The following is an 18,267-nucleotide window of genomic DNA, read 5'->3' on the forward strand; positions in this document are numbered from 1 at the left end:
TCATGCTGTAGAGTGAATATGATAAATGAAAAGCGCCTTAGGGCGCTTTTTTTGTGCACGTTTTATAGCGCAAGATAAACCATGTCTCAAATACTAATAGCGCAGCAATCGCATATTGCCAGTGGGTACCGTAGGCAATGAAATAGAACACGCCACCCATTGAAAGCCAAATCAAAATCAAGGACTGAGTTTTTTCCATTCTTGTTAATCCTTGGTTCTCCTTTAAGCGGCGAGCGAGTGGGCCGAGTTTCGGGTGATTAAGCAGCCACTGTTGAAACTTCGGCGAGGCTGAACCAAAGCAATAAAGTGCGAGTAGAATAAATGGGACAGTAGGCAGCAATGGAACGGTGATGCCAATAGAGCCGAGAATGACGCAAGTCCAACCCACGCACATGTAGCCTTTGCGTTTTATATACGCTTTAGAAAGAGGGCGCTCCTTCGTGCTGTCCTTCATTTATTACCTAGCTAAATGTTCGTATTGGTTATAATAAGAGTATGGGATGAATCATTTTGGAATAGCAAATAATTAACAAAATTAGTCGAATTTTAGCTGATTTGATCTAATAGATTTGCTACTATGCGCGCGCTGCTATTACAGCAGTTTATTCGGAGATAACTATGAACAATACCGACCATCCTCCTAGTATGAAGGGAGAAAAATAACCACTTCGGTATTGGCGATCTCCGCTCCTACCTTTGTGGTAGGGCAACTTTCAATTTCCCCCTGATTTTTCTCCATTTCTTTCTAGACACCATAAGCATGCAATGAATGATCATTGTAGGGTTCGTTATGAGCTTTAATTAATGCCGATTAGTTTAGTCAATATTATTTAATCGCTCGACAACACTTATGCGTGATGGTCGTTACCTTTGCCAATCGGGAGATTCGCCATGACGGTAATGAACAATACTTACATTGAAAACACACCTAACTTTTCTGAAGAAGAGATCGGTGCAGCGCGCAACGCTTTTTTGCAATATGACCAAGAGAAGCAATTACACCTATTAACGGTGATGCCGATTGAGGAAGCAGTAGGGATTTTACATCACTGCTCTGTAGGTTATGTTCAACAGCTAATTAGTTTGTTGGAAGCACAAGGGCACGACAAAAGAACCAGACACTTTGCTCACCAACTAGGAATTATTCACTCAGAAGTGGAGACAGCGGAAGGCTACTTAACAACCAGTGTTTTTGAACACGTTAAACAGCGTATCGGTTGGATCATTGCATTAGCACTGCTAGGCATTGTTTCAGGCCTGATCATTGCGCAATATGAAGATACGTTAAGCCAGTTAATTCTGTTAGCGATCTACATGCCAGTGATCGCTGCAGCGGGTGGTAACACAGGAACACAGGCAGCAACACTGGTCATTCGAGCCTTAGCCACTGGTGAGCTTAAAAAGCGGCAGTGGTTAGCGGTATTATGGAAAGAGAGCCGAGTCGCGATTTGCCTAGCATTAGCAATTTCCATCGTTATGATTGGTCGAATCTTGCTGTTTAGTGATCCTTCATCGACACAAGGGTTTGATATCAATCTGATAGCATTGGCTGTTGCGGTGGCGCTATTTATTCAGGTGACGATATCGACCACGTTAGGTGGCGTACTGCCTATCTTAGCTAGAGCGGTGAAACTCGATCCGGCCGTATTGGTTAGCCCTGTGCTTGCTTCTATCGTTGATATTTCGGGTATCTGGATTTACTTCACAGTTGTGAACTACTTCTTAGGCTTAAGTTAAGAAGCAGCTCTTTAGCAATAGCTTTTAAGAATAGCTATTGAGTGGATACAGTTTGACTAAATGAAACGATATCTTGATAAAAGAGCGTTTCAAAGTGAGTAATAGGAGCAATGACAGGTATGTCGTTGCTCCTTTTTATTGGGTGATAATCAGTAATAAACTGAACAAATAACGACGTTGGCTTTCCTTGTTCATCTAACCCGTACCCTGCCATATTGAAGCTGCCATAGAGTGAGCCACTCTTAGCGACGATCTGACCTTTAATCGGGGCTTTACGCATGCTTCGACGATATTGCAGCGTACCTGTTTCTCCAGAGGTAGGCATTGCTTCTAATAAATTGAGCTGTGAATCATTTCGCCAAATGTATCTTAGTACTTCTGCCATATCTTGTGTGGTGAGACGGTTGTTTCTAGAAAGCCCCGAGCCATCAGCTAGCTGTGCTTTTTCAAGGTCAATTCCAGTATTGGCTAAGAGGATCTGTTTAATGGCTAATGTGCCATTTTGAAAACTACCCGGTTGAAGGTAGAAGGTTTGGCCGAGTGTTTTGGTTAGATTATCTGCTATCAGGTTATCTGATTTTTTTAGCATGATATCGAGTAATTCTGGCAGCTTTGGTGAGCTATGCTTTGCAATTAACGTCGTTTGAGATGGGTCAAAAGAACTATTTGGTTGTCCGACTTTGACTGTGCCATGCAGTTCAATCCCTAGTTGATTAAGTAGGGTGTAGACCATACGTGTTGTATATTGCGCTGGGTTTTGTACTGCGAACTTAAGTGGAAGCGGTTTACTTCGCTCAACCAAGCAGCCATCAAGTTGGTACTGGTTGTTGTTTTTTGTGGTCAGCTCAAGATCGCATTGGCTACTCTCTTGTTCAATCTTACTGACAGTACGCGCCCTAGTTGAAACATGGATAGGATATTGCTCAGGAACATAGACTCGAGTTAATCCATTTTCTAACGTATAGATGCTAGCTTGAACGCAATTTTCATCCAGTGTGATGGCACTGGCTGGCGCACTGTAGCAGACACCTAAAATATCCCATGGCCAACCTACGGCACGTTCATAACCAGTAAAGCTAGAATCATCTAACCAGATATCGCCCTTGATGGTTGTAATGCCTTGAGCTTTCGCGGTTTTCAGCATTGTTTTAAGGTTTTCCGTGGTGATAGTTGGGTCACCGGTAAACTTTATGACGAGATCGTTCTGATATTGAAGTAGCGAAGTTTGATAGTGGAACTCATCGCCAAGTTCTAGCTTTGCCGCGAGTGCTGTGATTAATTTTAAGGTACTGGCAGGGGGAAAGAACTGTTCAGTGTTTTCAGATAATGATGTTGCACGAGGGCTCTCTAAGCTCTCAAGTATTAAGCTGTTTCGGCTGCCGTCAGGGAGTTTGGACGTGTGCTGATAGCCTAAGGCAGAAAAGTTCGCGAATAACGCAGTAAATAATAGGGTATGCATCGAAAGTTTACTGGGATTTAGGAAAGAGGAAAAAGTCATCGCTGAGGCGGTCCTATAAAGTGGCGTCGCTTGAGTATAAAGAGGGAAAAGCATAAGGCAAAGAGAACATCTCGTAGATATGAAAAAGGCCTAGCACTAGGCCAGACCTTTTTTGCGTCAAAGGCTTGAAATTAGAAAGAGTATTTCAGGCCAAGGCGAAGTGTATCTTCAGCATCTTTTGCACCAACAGAGCTTTCATCCATGTTGTTTAGCATGTAAGCAACGTAAGCATTGATACTTTTGTTGAAGGAATAGTCACCTGTGATTTCGAAGAAATCACTATTATTGGTAGTAACGCTCGCTGCTTCATAATCAGTCTTCTGATATGCGCCTTTAACAGCAAACCCATTACCAAATCCGTATACAGCAGCTAATTCTACACCATCAAATTCAATGTTTGCTTTGTCATCATCATCACCAGTAGTGTATGTGGCACCAAGGTAAAGTGAATCAAGAGTGTAGTTAACACCTGCAATAATAGCGTTACTAGAGCCAGCGCCATCACCGTTGTCACCGCCAGAGTATCCAAGACCAAAGCCTAAACCCATTGGTAGAGTGTAGATAGCTGAGATACCATAACCATCAGTATCTTTAGCGTCACCTGCAATGTAACTTGCTTTTAGGCTCAGAGCATCAAAGTTGCCAGAGTAAGCGATGGTGTTGTTGATCTGCTCGTTACCAGCATCAATGAACTCTTTTTGAGCTCCTGTAAAGGTAGTTACATCTGACATTTGTGAGATCTGAACTGCTGCAGTATCTTGACGACCAAATGAAACTGAGCCGAAGTCACCTTTTAGACCTGCGTACATGTAACGCTGTTTAAAGCTATCGTTAGCTTCATTGTCACCAGAAGATTTTACGCCTTGTTCACCTTCGTAGAAGCCGAAGCCACTTAGAGTGTCAGATATTTGTGTAGAGCCACCTACGTTTAGACGGAAGCGGCTTTTATTCGCCATTGTGCCTTCGATTTCTTTACCACTATTACCGATGAAATCACCTCGGAATTCAGCACGACCACCAATATTAAGGTCAGTACCATCTTGGCTGTATACGTTCGCTGCGTGAGCGCCAGTTGTTCCTGCTGCAGCTACCACCGCTAGAGCAATTAGAGTCTTTTTCATTGTTATAGTCCTATTTTATTGTCCATAAATAGTTTTTATTTCGTAAGGTGAATAAATCCCTCACGCTTTGTATCGTTGACCCTATATCAGTTTTAATCAAGTTTCATATGTAAGATTTATGTCATAATTACAATTGATTAAAATAACAACTGAGTAAGGCGTCGTTACTTTTTACGCCTAAAGTTCCAGTGGCGTTAGTAAAATCATCTGAAAAGTTTATTTGCACGGTGTTTTATTTGTTGGGTGATTATGGTTAAGCTGTTGTTTAATAACGTTATAATGTTAACTTGATTGTTTTTTGGCTTGTTCGGTTTTTTATAAGTTTTAAGAAGTTATTTATAATCAATTGGTTATCTAGTTCAAAGGTAGGATAACTTGCCCGTTATTAAGAATGAGAATTACTCAAGTTTAGGGTGGGTAAGCAGCACAGTAATAGCTGATATGAAACGGGTCCTTTAATCGAAATAACTGTTAGCTCATTGTGCGCGCCGAGTTAAAAATCGAGTGAATTGCCATTTTGAGATTTGTCTCAGGGAAATTTTAATGATTTAACGGAGAAGTTTGTTTAAACTAAACGAAAGAGAAGTACAAATAAGCCACCTGACCAACTGGGTCGGGTGGTTTTGTTTTGTCCAAAATTTCCTTTGGCATAGAGGTATATATGGAAAAGGTTCCAATGACAGTGCGTGGCGAAAAAAAGCTACGTGATGAACTTGAAAAACTATTGAAGCAGCGCCCAATTATTTCTGCTGCAATTGGCGAAGCTCGTGAGCTTGGCGATTTAAAAGAAAACGCTGAATATCATGCCGCTCGTGAAGAGCAGGGGATTTGTGAAGCACAGATCCGTGATATTGAATATAAGCTTTCTGTTGCTCAGATCATTGACGTAACACAGATGGAAAATACCGGAAAAATCATTTTCGGTACCACAGTTACCTTGATTGATGTAGATACAGACGAAGCAGTGAAGTATCAGATCGTTTCTGAAGATGAAGCGGATATTAAGTCTGGCCGTATCTCTGTCAAGTCTCCAATTGCTCGCGGATTGATCGGTAAGCTTGAAGGTGATGAGGTTCTGATCTCAACGCCAGGTGGCGAAAAAGATTTTGAAATTGATAAAGTAGAATATATTTAATTCAGATCTTTGTTGATTACTGTAGATACGAAAAAGGTCGCTTCATGCGACCTTTTTTCTCACTGCAACAATCAAAATGTTGATTATTTGCGTGGGATTTCGATTTTACGCTGCTCAGATTGACGGAACAGTACTAATACTTTACCAATAGTTTGTACTTTTTCTGCTTTCGTTTCACGAACAATAGCGTCAATAATCAGCTGTTTAGTTTCACGATCTTCAGAAGCTACTTTGATTTTTACCAGCTCGTGGTGATCAAGTGCAATTTCGATTTCCGCTAGAACAGCTTCTGTGAGTCCATTCGCGCCCATAAGCACGACAGGTTTTAGACTGTGCGCTAGGCCTTTAAGGTGCTGCTTTTGTTTGTTGCTTAGGTTCATTATGCGGCCAATTAATTTTATATTAGGGTTGAAAACAGTCATTTTAACGCCATCTAATGCGGAAGACTATAATTTATTAGTCTTATGTATATAGCAATTGGGTTTTACCCACTAAATTAGGTATCTAATGAGTAAACAGAAACATTCGGCCAGCTCTGGTCGTTGGTTGAAGGAACACTTCGACGATAAGTACGCTAACGAAGCCAGAAAGAAAGGCTACCGTTCTCGTGCTTACTTTAAAATGGAAGAGATCCATCTTAAAGATAAGTTGTTCACATCTGGTATGACTGTGGTTGATTTGGGTGCTGCTCCAGGTGGGTGGTCTCAATATGCTGCTAAGATAGTAGGTGATGATGGGCAAATTATTGCATGTGACCTTCTCCCTATGGACCCAATTGCTGGCGTAAGCTTTTTACAAGGTGATTTTCGCGAGGATTCTGTACTAGAGGCATTGCTTGATAGGATTCAACCAGATATGGTCGATGTTGTGATGTCTGATATGGCACCTAACATTGCTGGTAACAGTTCTGTTGATCAACCTAGAGCGATGTATTTAGTCGAATTGGCGTTGGATATGTGTCGACAAGTTCTAGCCACAAATGGTAGCTTTGTTGTTAAAGTTTTCCAAGGCGAAGGCTTCGACCAGTACGTGAAAGACGTCCGTGAGATGTTTAAGACCGTAAAGATTAGAAAACCAGATTCTTCTAGAGCTCGCTCTCGTGAAGTATTTATCGTAGCCACTGGTTACAAAGGTTAACTATTTAGCTACTAAAGGCTAAAGTTAACACTATAGCTACAGGTTTCAAACTGTAGTACCCTACCTTTAATTACAATTAGTTATCGAGAGGCTTACACCTTGAGTGACATGGCAAAAAATTTAATTCTGTGGCTTGTTATCGCTGTTGTATTGATGTCTGTTTTCCAGAGCTTTGGCCCTGGTGAGAATAACGGCAGATCAGTTGACTACACCACGTTTGTACAGGAAGTTGGCCAAGGCCAGATTCAAGAAGCAACATTTAAAGGACAAGAAATTGCCTTTACTCGTCGTGGAGGTGGCTCTCGTTTTGTCACATACATGCCGGTGTATGATCAAAAGCTTCTAGATGATCTAATTAACCAGAATGTGAAAGTTCAAGGTACGCCTCCAGAAGAGCAAAGCCTTCTTGGGACTATCTTTATTTCTTGGTTCCCTATGATCTTACTCATTGGTGTATGGATTTTCTTCATGCGTCAAATGCAAGGCGGCGGTGGCAAAGGTGCTATGTCGTTTGGTAAGAGTAAAGCTCGTATGATGAGCGAAGAGCAAATCAAAACAACGTTCGGTGATGTCGCAGGTTGTGATGAAGCGAAAGAAGACGTAAAAGAACTGGTGGATTACCTACGTGATCCAAGCCGATTCCAGAAGCTAGGTGGTAAGATCCCAACGGGTATCTTATTGGTTGGTCCTCCTGGTACAGGTAAAACACTTCTTGCTAAAGCCATTGCTGGTGAAGCAAAAGTGCCGTTCTTTACTATCTCTGGTTCAGACTTTGTTGAAATGTTCGTTGGTGTTGGTGCATCACGTGTACGTGACATGTTTGAGCAAGCGAAGAAAGCGGCTCCTTGTATTATCTTTATCGATGAAATCGATGCTGTAGGTCGTCAGCGTGGCGCTGGTGTTGGTGGTGGCCACGATGAACGTGAGCAAACACTAAACCAAATGCTGGTTGAGATGGATGGCTTTGAAGGTAATGAAGGCATTATAGTTATCGCTGCAACCAACCGTCCTGATGTACTAGACCCAGCGTTACTTCGTCCTGGTCGATTTGACCGTCAAGTCGTCGTAGGTTTACCGGATGTACGTGGTCGTGAACAGATTCTTAAAGTTCACATGCGTAAAGTACCGCTAAGTGGTGATGTTGAACCATCGTTGATTGCACGTGGTACTCCAGGTTTCTCTGGTGCTGATCTTGCTAACCTAGTTAACGAAGCGGCTCTATTTGCTGCGCGTGGTAACAAACGCAGCGTTACTATGGTTGAGTTTGAACTGGCGAAAGATAAAATCATGATGGGTGCAGAGCGCCGTTCTATGGTTCTGTCTGAAGACACTAAAGAGTCAACGGCTTACCACGAAGCGGGTCACGCTATTGTTGGTCGCTTGGTTCCTGAGCATGATCCAGTATACAAAGTATCGATCATTCCTCGTGGACGTGCGCTTGGTGTCACTATGTACTTACCAGAGCAAGATCGCGTAAGTATGAACCGTCAGCATCTAGAATCTATGATCTCTAGCTTGTACGGTGGTCGTCTTGCTGAAGAGCTTATCTACGGTATGGATAAAGTCTCTACTGGTGCTTCTAACGATATCGAACGTGCAACTGATATTGCGCGTAAGATGGTGACACAGTGGGGCTTCTCTGAAAAACTTGGCCCTCTTCTGTATGCAGAAGATGAAGGTGAAGTATTCCTAGGTCGTTCAGTTACGCAAACTAAGCATGTATCAAACGATACCGCTAAGCTTATCGATGATGAAGTTCGTCTTATTATCGACCGTAACTACGCTCGCGCTAAGCAGATTCTTGAAGACAATATGGACATCATGCACGCAATGAAGGACGCACTTGTTAAGTACGAAACCATTGATGCAGGCCAGATTGACGACTTGATGGAGCGTAAATCAGAGATTCGTGACCCAGCTGGCTGGGGTGATAATGATACTCCACAAGCTGAGAGTAAGAGCGAATCAGCTAAGAAGCCAGAAGAAGAGAAAGCAGCCGCTGAATCATCTGAAAGCACTAGCACTGAGAAAGCGTCTGAAGAGTCTGTTGATAAAGCAGATAAAAAAGACGCTGAGTAACGACAGTCAATAAATAAAACCCCGAGCTCTCTCGGGGTTTTTGTGTTTTAGAGCTATCTATATATTAGAGCTATGAAAATAACAGCAAACAACAAACAGTTAGATCTCTCAACGCCTCAAGTTATGGGGATACTCAACGTCACACCGGATTCATTTTCAGATGGCGGTCAGTTTTCATCTCTAGATCGTGCATTAGCACAAGCCAAAAAAATGATTGAAGCGGGTGTTAGCATCATTGATATCGGCGGTGAATCAACACGTCCAGGGGCGCCTGAGGTTACTCTGAGTGATGAGCTTGAACGTGTGATACCTATCATTAAAGCGATCCGTGAAAAGCATGACGTCTGGATCTCCATCGATACTAGTAAAGCGATAGTGATGGAGAAGGCGATTGAAGCGGGGGCTGATATCATCAATGACGTGCGTGCTTTGCAAGAGCCGGGTGCATTAGAAGTGGCGGCAAAAGCGCAAGTGCCTATTTGTCTTATGCATATGCAGGGGCAACCTCGTACCATGCAGCATAAGCCTAATTACAATGATATTATTGAAGACATTAGCGCCTTCTTAACTGAGCGTGTTGATGCGTGTAAGGCCGTTGGGATTGATAGTTCTCAGCTGATCTTGGATCCAGGATTTGGCTTTGGAAAGACGTTGGAGCATAATTATCACCTGCTTGCTCATCTAGAAAAATTTCATCAGTTAGGTTTACCAATATTGGCTGGGATGTCTCGAAAATCGATGATTTTTAAACTTCTCGATAAAAAGCCGGCTGAATGCATGGTGGCAAGTGTCACTTGTGCAACGATTGCTGCATTAAAAGGCGCACAAATAATACGAGTACATGATGTTGATGAAACATTGGAAGCAATGAAAATCATCTCTACTATGAATAACAACGTATAGCGCTATAACTGTATAACTGTATAACGAAAAATAAGAAACCAAGGAATAAAAATGTCAGATAAAAGACGTTACTTCGGCACAGATGGTGTACGAGGAAAAGTAGGCCAATACCCAATTACCCCTGATTTCGTATTAAAGCTAGGTTGGGCTGCGGGTCGTGTTCTTGCTAAGCAAGGAACGAAGAAAGTCATTATCGGTAAAGACACCCGTATTTCAGGCTACATGTTGGAATCTGCACTAGAAGCGGGTTTAGCCGCAGCAGGCCTAAAAGCGACGTTAACTGGTCCAATGCCAACGCCTGCGGTTGCTTATCTGACTCAAACATTTCGCGCGGAAGCGGGCATCGTTATTTCGGCATCTCATAACCCATATTATGATAACGGTATTAAGTTCTTCTCATCTGAAGGAACGAAACTTCCAGATGATATTGAGCTGGCCATTGAAGCTGAAATGGATAAAGAGATTGAGTGCGTAGAGTCGGCGAACCTTGGTAAGGCAATGCGCCTTAATGATGCAGCGGGTCGATACATTGAATTCTGTAAAAGCACTTTCCCATCAGAGTTAAGCCTAGCAGGGCTTAAGATCGTCATCGATTGTGCTCATGGCGCGACTTACCATATTGCTCCAAGTGTCTTTACCGAGCTAGGCGCAGAGATCGTGACGATTGGTGTGGAGCCAAACGGAACTAATATTAACCATGAAGTGGGTGCAACGGATGTTCGAGCACTTCAAAAACGAGTTGTTGAAGAGAAAGCACATTTAGGTGTTGCTTTTGATGGCGACGGTGACCGTATCATCATGGTTGATGAACTTGGCAATAAAGTCGATGGTGACCAGATTGCGTATATCATTGCTCGTGATGCACTTCGTCGTGGTGAGTTAAAAGGTGGTGTTGTTGGAACGCTAATGACAAACCTAGGTATGGAAAATGGATTGAAACAGCTAGGCATTCCTTTCGTACGCGCTTCTGTTGGCGATCGTTATGTAATGGAAAAGCTGCTTGAGCGAGACTGGAAGATCGGAGCTGAGAATTCAGGTCACGTGATTCTGTTAGACAAAGTGACGACGGGTGATGCTATTGTTGCGGCGCTACAAGTCATTGCTTCTATCGTCGGTAGTGAAATGTCATTGAATGAACTCTCTCAAGGCATGACGCTCTATCCACAAGTTCTCGAAAATGTTCGCTTTAGTGGTGCTTCAAATCCTCTTGATGCAGAAGCGGTGAAAGATTCAGTAAAAGAAGTCGAAGCAGAGTTAGGTGAAAAAGGGCGTGTACTACTGCGTAAGTCAGGCACTGAGCCTCTATTACGCGTTATGGTTGAAGGTGAAGATGCAGAGTTAGTCCAAAGCTCCGCGCTGAAAATAGCGGATGCGGTTAAAGCAAACTGTTAATCAGAAACCTAGCTTCGAGTGAAATAATCGAGTTTATTCGAAGCTAGCATCAACACTTTTAGCGTTTTGGCCCTTTTTTGACCGATCAAGACCGCTTAATGAAGTTTTTCTTAAAATGTTCTTGTCAGCGTACTCGGCTTTAGCTAGTATTGCTCGGCCTTCAGTTAGGAGGTCGCTAGCCTTGTTCTAAAAATTATGTTTTATAACGAATTTTTAAGCGGCGCTGGCTCAACAAATTGAACATAGGTGGACATCATGTATTCAGTTCTACTTGTGACTTACCTGTTGGCAGCGCTAGGTGTAATTGGCCTTGTGTTAATTCAACAAGGTAAAGGCGCAGATATGGGAGCCTCATTCGGTGCTGGCGCTTCAAACACAGTGTTTGGTGCTGGTGGCTCAGGAAATTTCCTAACCCGAATGACTGCAATTTTTGCAACAGTATTTTTCATCCTTAGCTTAGTGCTTGGCAATATGTCGACAAGTACGACTGAGTCACAATGGGTTGACCCGACACAAGGTCAAGTAATCCAACAAGCTGAAGATGTAATGAGTGAACTCCCTGCCGAAACTGGCGACGAGATTCCTCAATAAGCTAATTCAATGATTTAGCTGCCGAGATGGTGAAATTGGTAGACACGCTAGCATGAGGTGCTAGTGCCTTAGGGTGTGAGGGTTCAAGTCCCTCTCTCGGCACCATATTTACAAACTTGTAAATCACCTTGTTGAGCGTATAATGCACAGCAAGTCGGACGCGGGATGGAGCAGTTTGGTAGCTCGTCGGGCTCATAACCCGAAGGTCGTCGGTTCAAATCCGGCTCCCGCAACCAATCCTTTTTAGGATTAGTGGACAAGTTTGCGCAGTTGCTTTTACGAAAGTGATTGTGAGTTAGATGCTTTTTTGTATCTAGCGAATCAAGGGTCCAGCAATAAAAAACCCCGACTATATCGGGGTTTTTTGTTATCTAGCTTTTCTATTTTAGCTAGGTTGTTGCTTGGGATTTAAATTGGGCTCTATGCCCTTTTTTTGTTTCTGGAGTGGTTTAAATGACTGGTTTAGAGAGACAACTTACTGAAATGCTTGACGGCGCAGTATCGGCGTTAGGCTATGAGTTAGTTGGATTAGAATTTATTCGTGCAGGCGAGCATTCAACGCTACGTATCTATATCGATCATGAAAATGGCATATTTGTTGATGATTGCTCAGAAGTGAGCCGTCAAGTAAGTGCTGTTTTAGATGTAGAAGATCCAATTTCAGTGGCTTATAACCTAGAAGTGTCTTCTCCAGGTCTTGAAAGACCACTTTTCACAGCAGCACACTATGAACAGTTTATTGGTCACGAGGTCAACATCGTATTGAAGATGGCCGTTGGAAACCGTCGTAAATGGAAGGGTGATATTCACTCTGTCGAGGGTGAGACCATTTCAGTCGTCGTTGAAGGTCAGCAAGAAAGCTTTGCATTAAGCAATATTTCTAAAGCTAACCTGATTCCTAAATTTTAGTTCTCCTAAAAAAATTTGAGCTTAAGAGGCTAGATAGAATGAGTAAAGAAATTTTAGCGGTAGTTGAGGCAGTTTCTAATGAGAAAGCTGTACCTCGTGAGCGTATTTTTGAAGCGCTAGAAACTGCGCTTGCTACGTCAACTAAGAAAAAACACGCACTAGAGATTGAAGTTCGTGTTGAGATCGATCGTAAAACGGGTGAGTTCGATACTTTCCGTCGCTGGGAAGTGGTTGAAGAAGTAGAAAACCCAACTCGCGAGATCTCTATAGAAGCAGCACAGTTCGAAGATGAAACTTTAGGTCTTGGCGACTTTGTTGAAGATGATATCGAATCAGTAACGTTTGACCGTATTACGACTCAAACAGCGAAGCAAGTTATCGTACAGAAAGTACGTGAAGCTGAACGTGCTCAAATCGTTGAGCAGTTTATCGATAACGAAGGTGAGCTAGTTACTGGTGTTGTGAAGAAAGTGAATCGCGAAACTATTATCCTAGATTTAGGTAGTAATGCTGAAGCGGTTATTCTTCGTGATGATCAACTTCCTCGTGAAAACTTCCGTCCAGGCGACCGTATTCGTGGCTTACTGTACGCAGTAAAACCAGAAGCACGTGGTTTCCAACTGTTCATTACTCGTTCTAAGCCTGAAATGCTTGCTGAGCTTTTCCGTGTAGAAGTGCCAGAAATTGGCGAAGAGCTTATTGAACTTAAAGCAGCAGCTCGCGATCCAGGTTCTCGTGCGAAAATCGCAGTGAAAACAAACGATCGTCGTATCGACCCTGTCGGTGCATGTGTTGGTATGCGTGGCGCACGTGTACAAGCTGTATCTGGCGAACTTGGCGGTGAGCGTATTGATATCGTTCTTTGGGATGATAACCCAGCTCAGTTTGCTATCAATGCAATGGCGCCTGCCGATGTTGCTTCAATCATCGTTGATGAAGATGCACACTCTATGGACATTGCGGTTGAACCAGACAACCTAGCGCAAGCTATCGGTCGCAATGGTCAGAACGTTCGCCTTGCTTCTCAACTTACGGGTTGGGAACTTAACGTGATGACAGTTGAAGATCTTCAGAAGAAACACCAAGAAGAGTCTCAAGCGGCTGTTGAAAACTTCATGAAGCACCTAGATATCGAGCAAGACTTTGCTGAAATGCTGACTGAAGAAGGCTTCTCTACTTTAGAAGAGGTCGCTTACGTACCTGTTCACGAACTACTAGAAGTCGATGGTCTAGACGAAGATATGGTTGAAGAGCTACGTAGTCGTGCTAAAGATGCACTGACGACGCTTGCACTGGCTCAAGAAGAGACATTTGATGGTGTTGAACCAGCAGAAGACTTGTTGGCTCTAGAAGGTTTAGAGCGCGAAATGGCGTTCAAACTGGCTGCAAAAGGTGTAGCAACACTTGAAGACCTGGCTGATCAAGGTATTGATGAGCTAGAAGATATTGAAGGATTAACAGAAGAACGTGCCGGTGAGCTTATCATGGCTGCACGTAACATTTGTTGGTTCGGCGACGAAGAATAATTTCAGCAAGGAGGTAGCGGAATGACGCAACTAACAGTAAAAGCTTTGAGTGAAGAGATTGGTACGCCAGTTGATCGCTTAGTTGAACAACTTGCTGACGCAGGCATGAAAAAAGCCAGCGGCGATCAAGTAACAGATGACGAGAAGCAGAAGCTTCTTGTTCACCTGAAAAAAGAACACGGTGATACATCGGGCGAAACTGAGCCTACTCGCTTAACACTACAAAGAAAAACTCGCAGTACACTAAGTGTTTCTGCAAGTGGTGGTAAGAGTAAAGATGTTCAAGTAGAAGTACGTAAGAAGCGTACTTATGTGAAGCGCAGCACAGTAGATGATGAAGCGAAACGTGAAGCTGAGGAAGCAGCAAAACGCGAAGCGGAAGAGTTAGCGAAACGCGAAGCGGAAGAACTAGCAAAACGTGATGCTGCAGATAAAGCAAAACGCGAAGCCGAAGAGAAAGCAAAACGTGAAGCGGATGCAAAACGTGGTGCAGAAGAAAAGGCTCAGCGTGCACAAGCTGATAAGGCTAAGAAAGACATGAATGCAAAAAATGCGGATGTTAATTCGCAAGCGAAGAAAGAAGCTGATGAACTAAAACTTCGTCAAGAAGCTGAAGCTCAACGTAAAGCAGAACAAGAAGCTGCGAGACTTGTCGAAGAAGCTCGTAAACTAGCTGAAGAAAATGAAGCTCGTTGGACTGAAGAAGAGAAGAAGAAAAAAGAGCAAGAGAAATCTGCTGATTATCACGTAACGACTTCAACTTACGCTCGTGAAGCGGAAGATGCTTCTGACCGTAAAGAAGAAGGCGGTGGTCGTCGTAAGAAGAAGAAGAAAGCTCCAGCGACTCAAGATCGCAATGGTGGTCGTAACCAACGTGGCGGCCGTGGCGGTCGTAACAAAGGTAAACTGGCTAAACCAACTTCAATGCAGCACGGTTTTGATAAGACAGCAACGGTTGCTAAATCTGACGTTGCCATCGGCGAGACTATCGTAGTATCTGAATTGGCAAGCAAAATGTCAGTGAAGGGCACAGAAGTCATCAAAGTAATGATGAAGATGGGCGCTATGGCGACTATCAACCAAGTTATCGACCAAGAAACTGCAGCACTGGTTGCTGAAGAGATGGGTCACAAGGTTATTCTTCGTAAAGAGAATGAACTTGAAGAAGCAGTACTGTCTGATCGTGACAACGATGCTGTTGCTGAAGGTCGTGCTCCAGTTGTTACTATCATGGGTCACGTTGACCACGGTAAAACATCTACACTGGATTACATCCGTAAAGCACACGTTGCTGACGCAGAAGCGGGCGGTATTACACAACACATCGGTGCATACCACGTAGAAACTGACAACGGTATGATCACATTCCTTGATACTCCTGGACACGCGGCGTTTACTGCTATGCGTGCTCGTGGTGCTCAAGCGACAGATATCGTTGTTCTAGTAGTTGCTGCAGACGATGGTGTTATGCCACAAACGATTGAAGCAATTCAGCACGCGAAAGCGGCTGGCGTTCCACTAATTATCGCTGTAAACAAGATCGATAAAGAAGATGCGAACCCAGACAACGTTAAGAATGAGCTAGCTCAATACGACGTTATCCCTGAAGAGTGGGGCGGCGAAAACATGTTCGTTCATATCTCTGCTAAGCAAGGTACGAACATCGATGGTCTACTTGAAACTATCCTTCTACAGTCTGAAGTTCTAGAACTTACTGCTGTTAAAGAAGGTATGGCATCAGGTGTTGTTGTTGAATCTCGTCTTGATAAAGGTCGTGGTCCAGTTGCAACTGTACTTGTTCAATCTGGTACGCTTAACAAGGGTGATATCCTTCTTTGTGGTCAAGAATACGGCCGTGTTCGTGCAATGCGCGATGAGAATGGTAAAGAGATCTTCGAAGCGGGTCCTTCTATCCCTGTAGAAATTATCGGTCTATCTGGTGTTCCTTCATCTGGTGATGAAGCGACAGTTGTTCGTGACGAGCGTAAAGCACGTGAAGTAGCGAACTACCGCCAAGGTAAATTCCGTGATGTTAAACTGGCTCGTCAGCAGAAGTCTAAGCTAGAGAACATGTTCTCTAACATGGAAGCTGGTGAAGTTGCAGAGCTTAATGTTGTACTTAAAGCCGACGTACAAGGTTCTGTTGAAGCGATTGCTGATTCACTACTTAAACTGGCGACTGACGAAGTTAAAGTTAACATCGTAGGCTCTGGTGTTGGTGGTATTACAGAAACTGATGCAACGCTTGCAGCAGCTTCTAACGCTATCATCCTTGGTTTCAACGTTCGTGCTGATGCAACTGCTCGCCGTACGGTTGATACTGAAAACCTAGACCTTCGTTACTACTCAATCATCTACCAACTGATTGATGAAGTTAAACAAGCGATGGGCGGTATGCTAGCTCCAGAATTCAAGCAAGAGATCATTGGTCTTGCTGAAGTACGTGACGTATTTAAGTCACCTAAACTGGGCGCTATCGCTGGTTGTATGGTTACTGAAGGCATCATTAAGCGTAACAATCCAATCCGCGTACTACGCGAAAACGTTGTTATCTACGAAGGTGAACTAGAGTCACTTCGTCGCTTTAAAGATGACGTTATGGAAGTTAAGAATGGCTACGAATGTGGTATCGGCGTTAAGAACTACAATGACGTTCGCGCTGGTGACCAGATCGAAGTATTCGAAATCGTTGAAATTAAACGTACACTCGACTAATTGAAAACATTACCCGCCTATTTTAAGGCAAGGTAATCGGTTGTTGAATGCACCATGGGGGGCTGGCTTTGGCCATCCCCCCATTCTTTCTATTTATGAGAAATGATTATGTCAAAAGAATTTAGCCGCACACAACGCGTGTCGCAGCAACTACAAAAAGAACTCGCGATTATCTTACAACGCGAAGTCCGTGACTCTCGCTTAGGGATGGTAACCATCTCTGATGTTGAAGTATCAAGAGATCTTGCTTACGCAAAAGTATTCGTTACATTCCTATGTGTTGGCGAGCAAACCCCTGAAAGCTGCCTTGCGGCGCTGAAAGAGCACGAAGTGCCAGTACGTATGGCGCTTGGTAAGCGTATTCGTCACCGCTTGACGCCTGAAGTTCGCTTCACTTATGACGACACTTTAGTAGAAGGCATGCGTATGTCTAACCTAGTAAGTGAAGTATTAAACGAAGATAAACGTAAGCAGAACGAAGCTGGCCGTGACGATGAGCAAGACCAGAGTGGTTCTGAAGAGGAAGGCAAGTAATGGCTCGCCGTCGTAAGGGTCGTCCAGTCAACGGGGTTATCTTATTAGATAAGCCGACCGGTATTTCTTCTAACGATGCTTTGCAAAAAGTTAAGCGAATCTACTTTGCTCAAAAAGCGGGCCATACAGGTGCGCTTGATCCATTAGCGACGGGAATGCTTCCAATTTGTTTAGGCGAAGCGACTAAGTTTTCTCAGTTCCTATTGGATTCCGATAAGCGTTATGTCGTAAAAGCAAAACTTGGTGAACGTACGAACACCTCTGACTCAGATGGTGAAGTTGTCGAGACTCGTGAAGTCAACGTAACACAAGAGCAGCTTGAAAAGTGCGTAGCAAGCTTCAAAGGTGAAACAGACCAAGTTCCGTCTATGTTTTCAGCATTGAAGCATCAAGGTCGCCCACTTTACGAATACGCTCGTGAAGGTATAGAGGTTCCACGTGAATCACGTAAGATCACGGTTTATTCAATTGAATTGCTGCGTTTCGAAGGCGATGAAATTGAGATGGAAGTTCATTGTTCTAAGGGAACTTACATCCGTACCATTACCGATGATCTTGGCGAAATGCTAGGCTGTGGTGCTCACGTAACGTATCTACGTCGTACCGGTGTTGCGAAATATCCGTATGAGAAGATGGTGACTCTAGAGCAACTTAACGAACTGTTAGAGCAAGCTGAGCGCGATGAAGTCGCACCACGTGAACTTCTTGATCCGTTATTGATGCCAATGGATACTGCGGTCGAAGATCTTCCTGAAGTGAACCTTAATGCTGAACTGACTAACCTTGTACAACATGGTATGCCTGTTCAAGTGCTAGGTGCACCAGAAGGCACTCCGCTGCGTATGACATCCGGCGAGGAAAAGCTGTTTATCGGTGTAGCCGAAATCAATGATGATGGTAAGGTCGCACCAAAGCGCCTTGTCGTTTTCCATGAAGAGCAGTCTGTAGAAGCAAATAGCTAGTATAGTTGTTTCGTTGTTCGATAATGAA

At 43.6% G+C, this 18,267-nt stretch carries 16 protein-coding genes and 2 tRNA genes; 14 read left to right on the top strand and 4 right to left on the bottom strand.

Going from position 1 to position 18,267, the window contains the following annotated elements:
• Positions 1-37: 37 nt before the first annotated feature.
• Positions 38-454, bottom strand: coding sequence for a YbaN family protein (locus KP803_RS03830; protein WP_248007512.1), 417 nt, complete (start codon positions 452-454; stop codon positions 38-40).
• A 437-nt stretch (positions 455-891) separates the two neighbouring features.
• Here KP803_RS03830 and KP803_RS03835 point away from each other — a divergent pair, with 437 nt between their 5' ends.
• The gene (locus KP803_RS03835; RefSeq protein ID WP_248007513.1) at positions 892-1,737 is read left to right on the top strand and encodes a magnesium transporter; all 846 of its coding nucleotides are present in this window, start codon (positions 892-894) and stop codon (positions 1,735-1,737) included.
• A 34-nt stretch (positions 1,738-1,771) separates the two neighbouring features.
• Here KP803_RS03835 and dacB read toward each other — a convergent pair whose 3' ends face one another.
• Positions 1,772-3,196, bottom strand: coding sequence for a serine-type D-Ala-D-Ala carboxypeptidase (dacB, locus tag KP803_RS03840; RefSeq protein ID WP_248007514.1), 1,425 nt, complete (start codon positions 3,194-3,196; stop codon positions 1,772-1,774).
• 170 nt (positions 3,197-3,366) lie between these two features.
• On the bottom strand, positions 3,367-4,356 hold the full coding sequence (locus KP803_RS03845) for a porin (RefSeq protein WP_248007515.1): 990 nt from the start codon (positions 4,354-4,356) through the stop codon (positions 3,367-3,369).
• A gap of 661 nt (positions 4,357-5,017) precedes the next feature.
• Here KP803_RS03845 and greA point away from each other — a divergent pair.
• Positions 5,018-5,491 carry a transcription elongation factor GreA gene (greA, locus tag KP803_RS03850; RefSeq protein ID WP_248007516.1) on the top strand — a complete coding sequence of 158 codons (474 nt, stop codon included), beginning with the start codon at positions 5,018-5,020 and terminating at the stop codon, positions 5,489-5,491.
• Positions 5,492-5,574: 83 nt separating this feature from the next.
• Here greA and yhbY read toward each other — a convergent pair whose 3' ends face one another.
• Positions 5,575-5,871 carry a ribosome assembly RNA-binding protein YhbY gene (gene yhbY / locus KP803_RS03855; protein ID WP_248007517.1) on the bottom strand — a complete coding sequence of 99 codons (297 nt, stop codon included), beginning with the start codon at positions 5,869-5,871 and terminating at the stop codon, positions 5,575-5,577.
• 127 nt (positions 5,872-5,998) lie between these two features.
• On the opposite strand from yhbY, the gene rlmE reads away from it, so the two are divergent.
• From rlmE to truB, 12 genes are all read left to right on the top strand, one after another.
• Positions 5,999-6,628: a 23S rRNA (uridine(2552)-2'-O)-methyltransferase RlmE gene (rlmE, locus tag KP803_RS03860; protein ID WP_248007518.1), complete on the top strand. Its 630-nt coding sequence runs from the start codon at positions 5,999-6,001 to the stop codon at positions 6,626-6,628.
• A gap of 108 nt (positions 6,629-6,736) precedes the next feature.
• Complete coding sequence (gene ftsH, locus KP803_RS03865; RefSeq protein WP_248007519.1) at positions 6,737-8,707, top strand: ATP-dependent zinc metalloprotease FtsH; 1,971 nt, start codon at positions 6,737-6,739, stop codon at positions 8,705-8,707.
• A gap of 72 nt (positions 8,708-8,779) precedes the next feature.
• Positions 8,780-9,610: a dihydropteroate synthase gene (gene folP, locus KP803_RS03870; protein WP_248007520.1), complete on the top strand. Its 831-nt coding sequence runs from the start codon at positions 8,780-8,782 to the stop codon at positions 9,608-9,610.
• Positions 9,611-9,661: 51 nt separating this feature from the next.
• Positions 9,662-11,002: a phosphoglucosamine mutase gene (gene glmM, locus KP803_RS03875; protein ID WP_248007521.1), complete on the top strand. Its 1,341-nt coding sequence runs from the start codon at positions 9,662-9,664 to the stop codon at positions 11,000-11,002.
• Between the two features lie 255 nt (positions 11,003-11,257).
• Complete coding sequence (gene secG, locus KP803_RS03880) at positions 11,258-11,593, top strand: preprotein translocase subunit SecG (protein WP_248007522.1); 336 nt, start codon at positions 11,258-11,260, stop codon at positions 11,591-11,593.
• 20 nt (positions 11,594-11,613) lie between these two features.
• Positions 11,614-11,698 (top strand) — tRNA-Leu (locus KP803_RS03885).
• 54 nt (positions 11,699-11,752) lie between these two features.
• Positions 11,753-11,829, top strand: a tRNA-Met gene (locus KP803_RS03890).
• 217 nt (positions 11,830-12,046) lie between these two features.
• Entirely contained in the window at positions 12,047-12,502 is a 456-nt protein-coding gene (gene rimP / locus KP803_RS03895; protein ID WP_248007523.1) for a ribosome maturation factor RimP, read from the top strand.
• Positions 12,503-12,540: 38 nt separating this feature from the next.
• The gene (nusA, locus tag KP803_RS03900) at positions 12,541-14,028 is read left to right on the top strand and encodes a transcription termination factor NusA (protein WP_248007524.1); all 1,488 of its coding nucleotides are present in this window, start codon (positions 12,541-12,543) and stop codon (positions 14,026-14,028) included.
• A 21-nt stretch (positions 14,029-14,049) separates the two neighbouring features.
• Entirely contained in the window at positions 14,050-16,743 is a 2,694-nt protein-coding gene (infB, locus tag KP803_RS03905) for a translation initiation factor IF-2 (protein WP_248007525.1), read from the top strand.
• Between the two features lie 108 nt (positions 16,744-16,851).
• Positions 16,852-17,277, top strand: a complete 426-nt coding sequence (gene rbfA, locus KP803_RS03910; RefSeq protein ID WP_248007526.1) for a 30S ribosome-binding factor RbfA — start codon at positions 16,852-16,854, stop codon at positions 17,275-17,277.
• Entirely contained in the window at positions 17,277-18,239 is a 963-nt protein-coding gene (truB, locus tag KP803_RS03915; protein ID WP_248007527.1) for a tRNA pseudouridine(55) synthase TruB, read from the top strand. The genes rbfA and truB overlap by 1 nt, the downstream gene beginning before the upstream one ends.
• Positions 18,240-18,267: the final 28 nt, after the last annotated feature.

Source organism: Vibrio amylolyticus, from assembly GCF_023145695.1.
GTDB lineage: Bacteria > Pseudomonadota > Gammaproteobacteria > Enterobacterales > Vibrionaceae > Vibrio > Vibrio amylolyticus.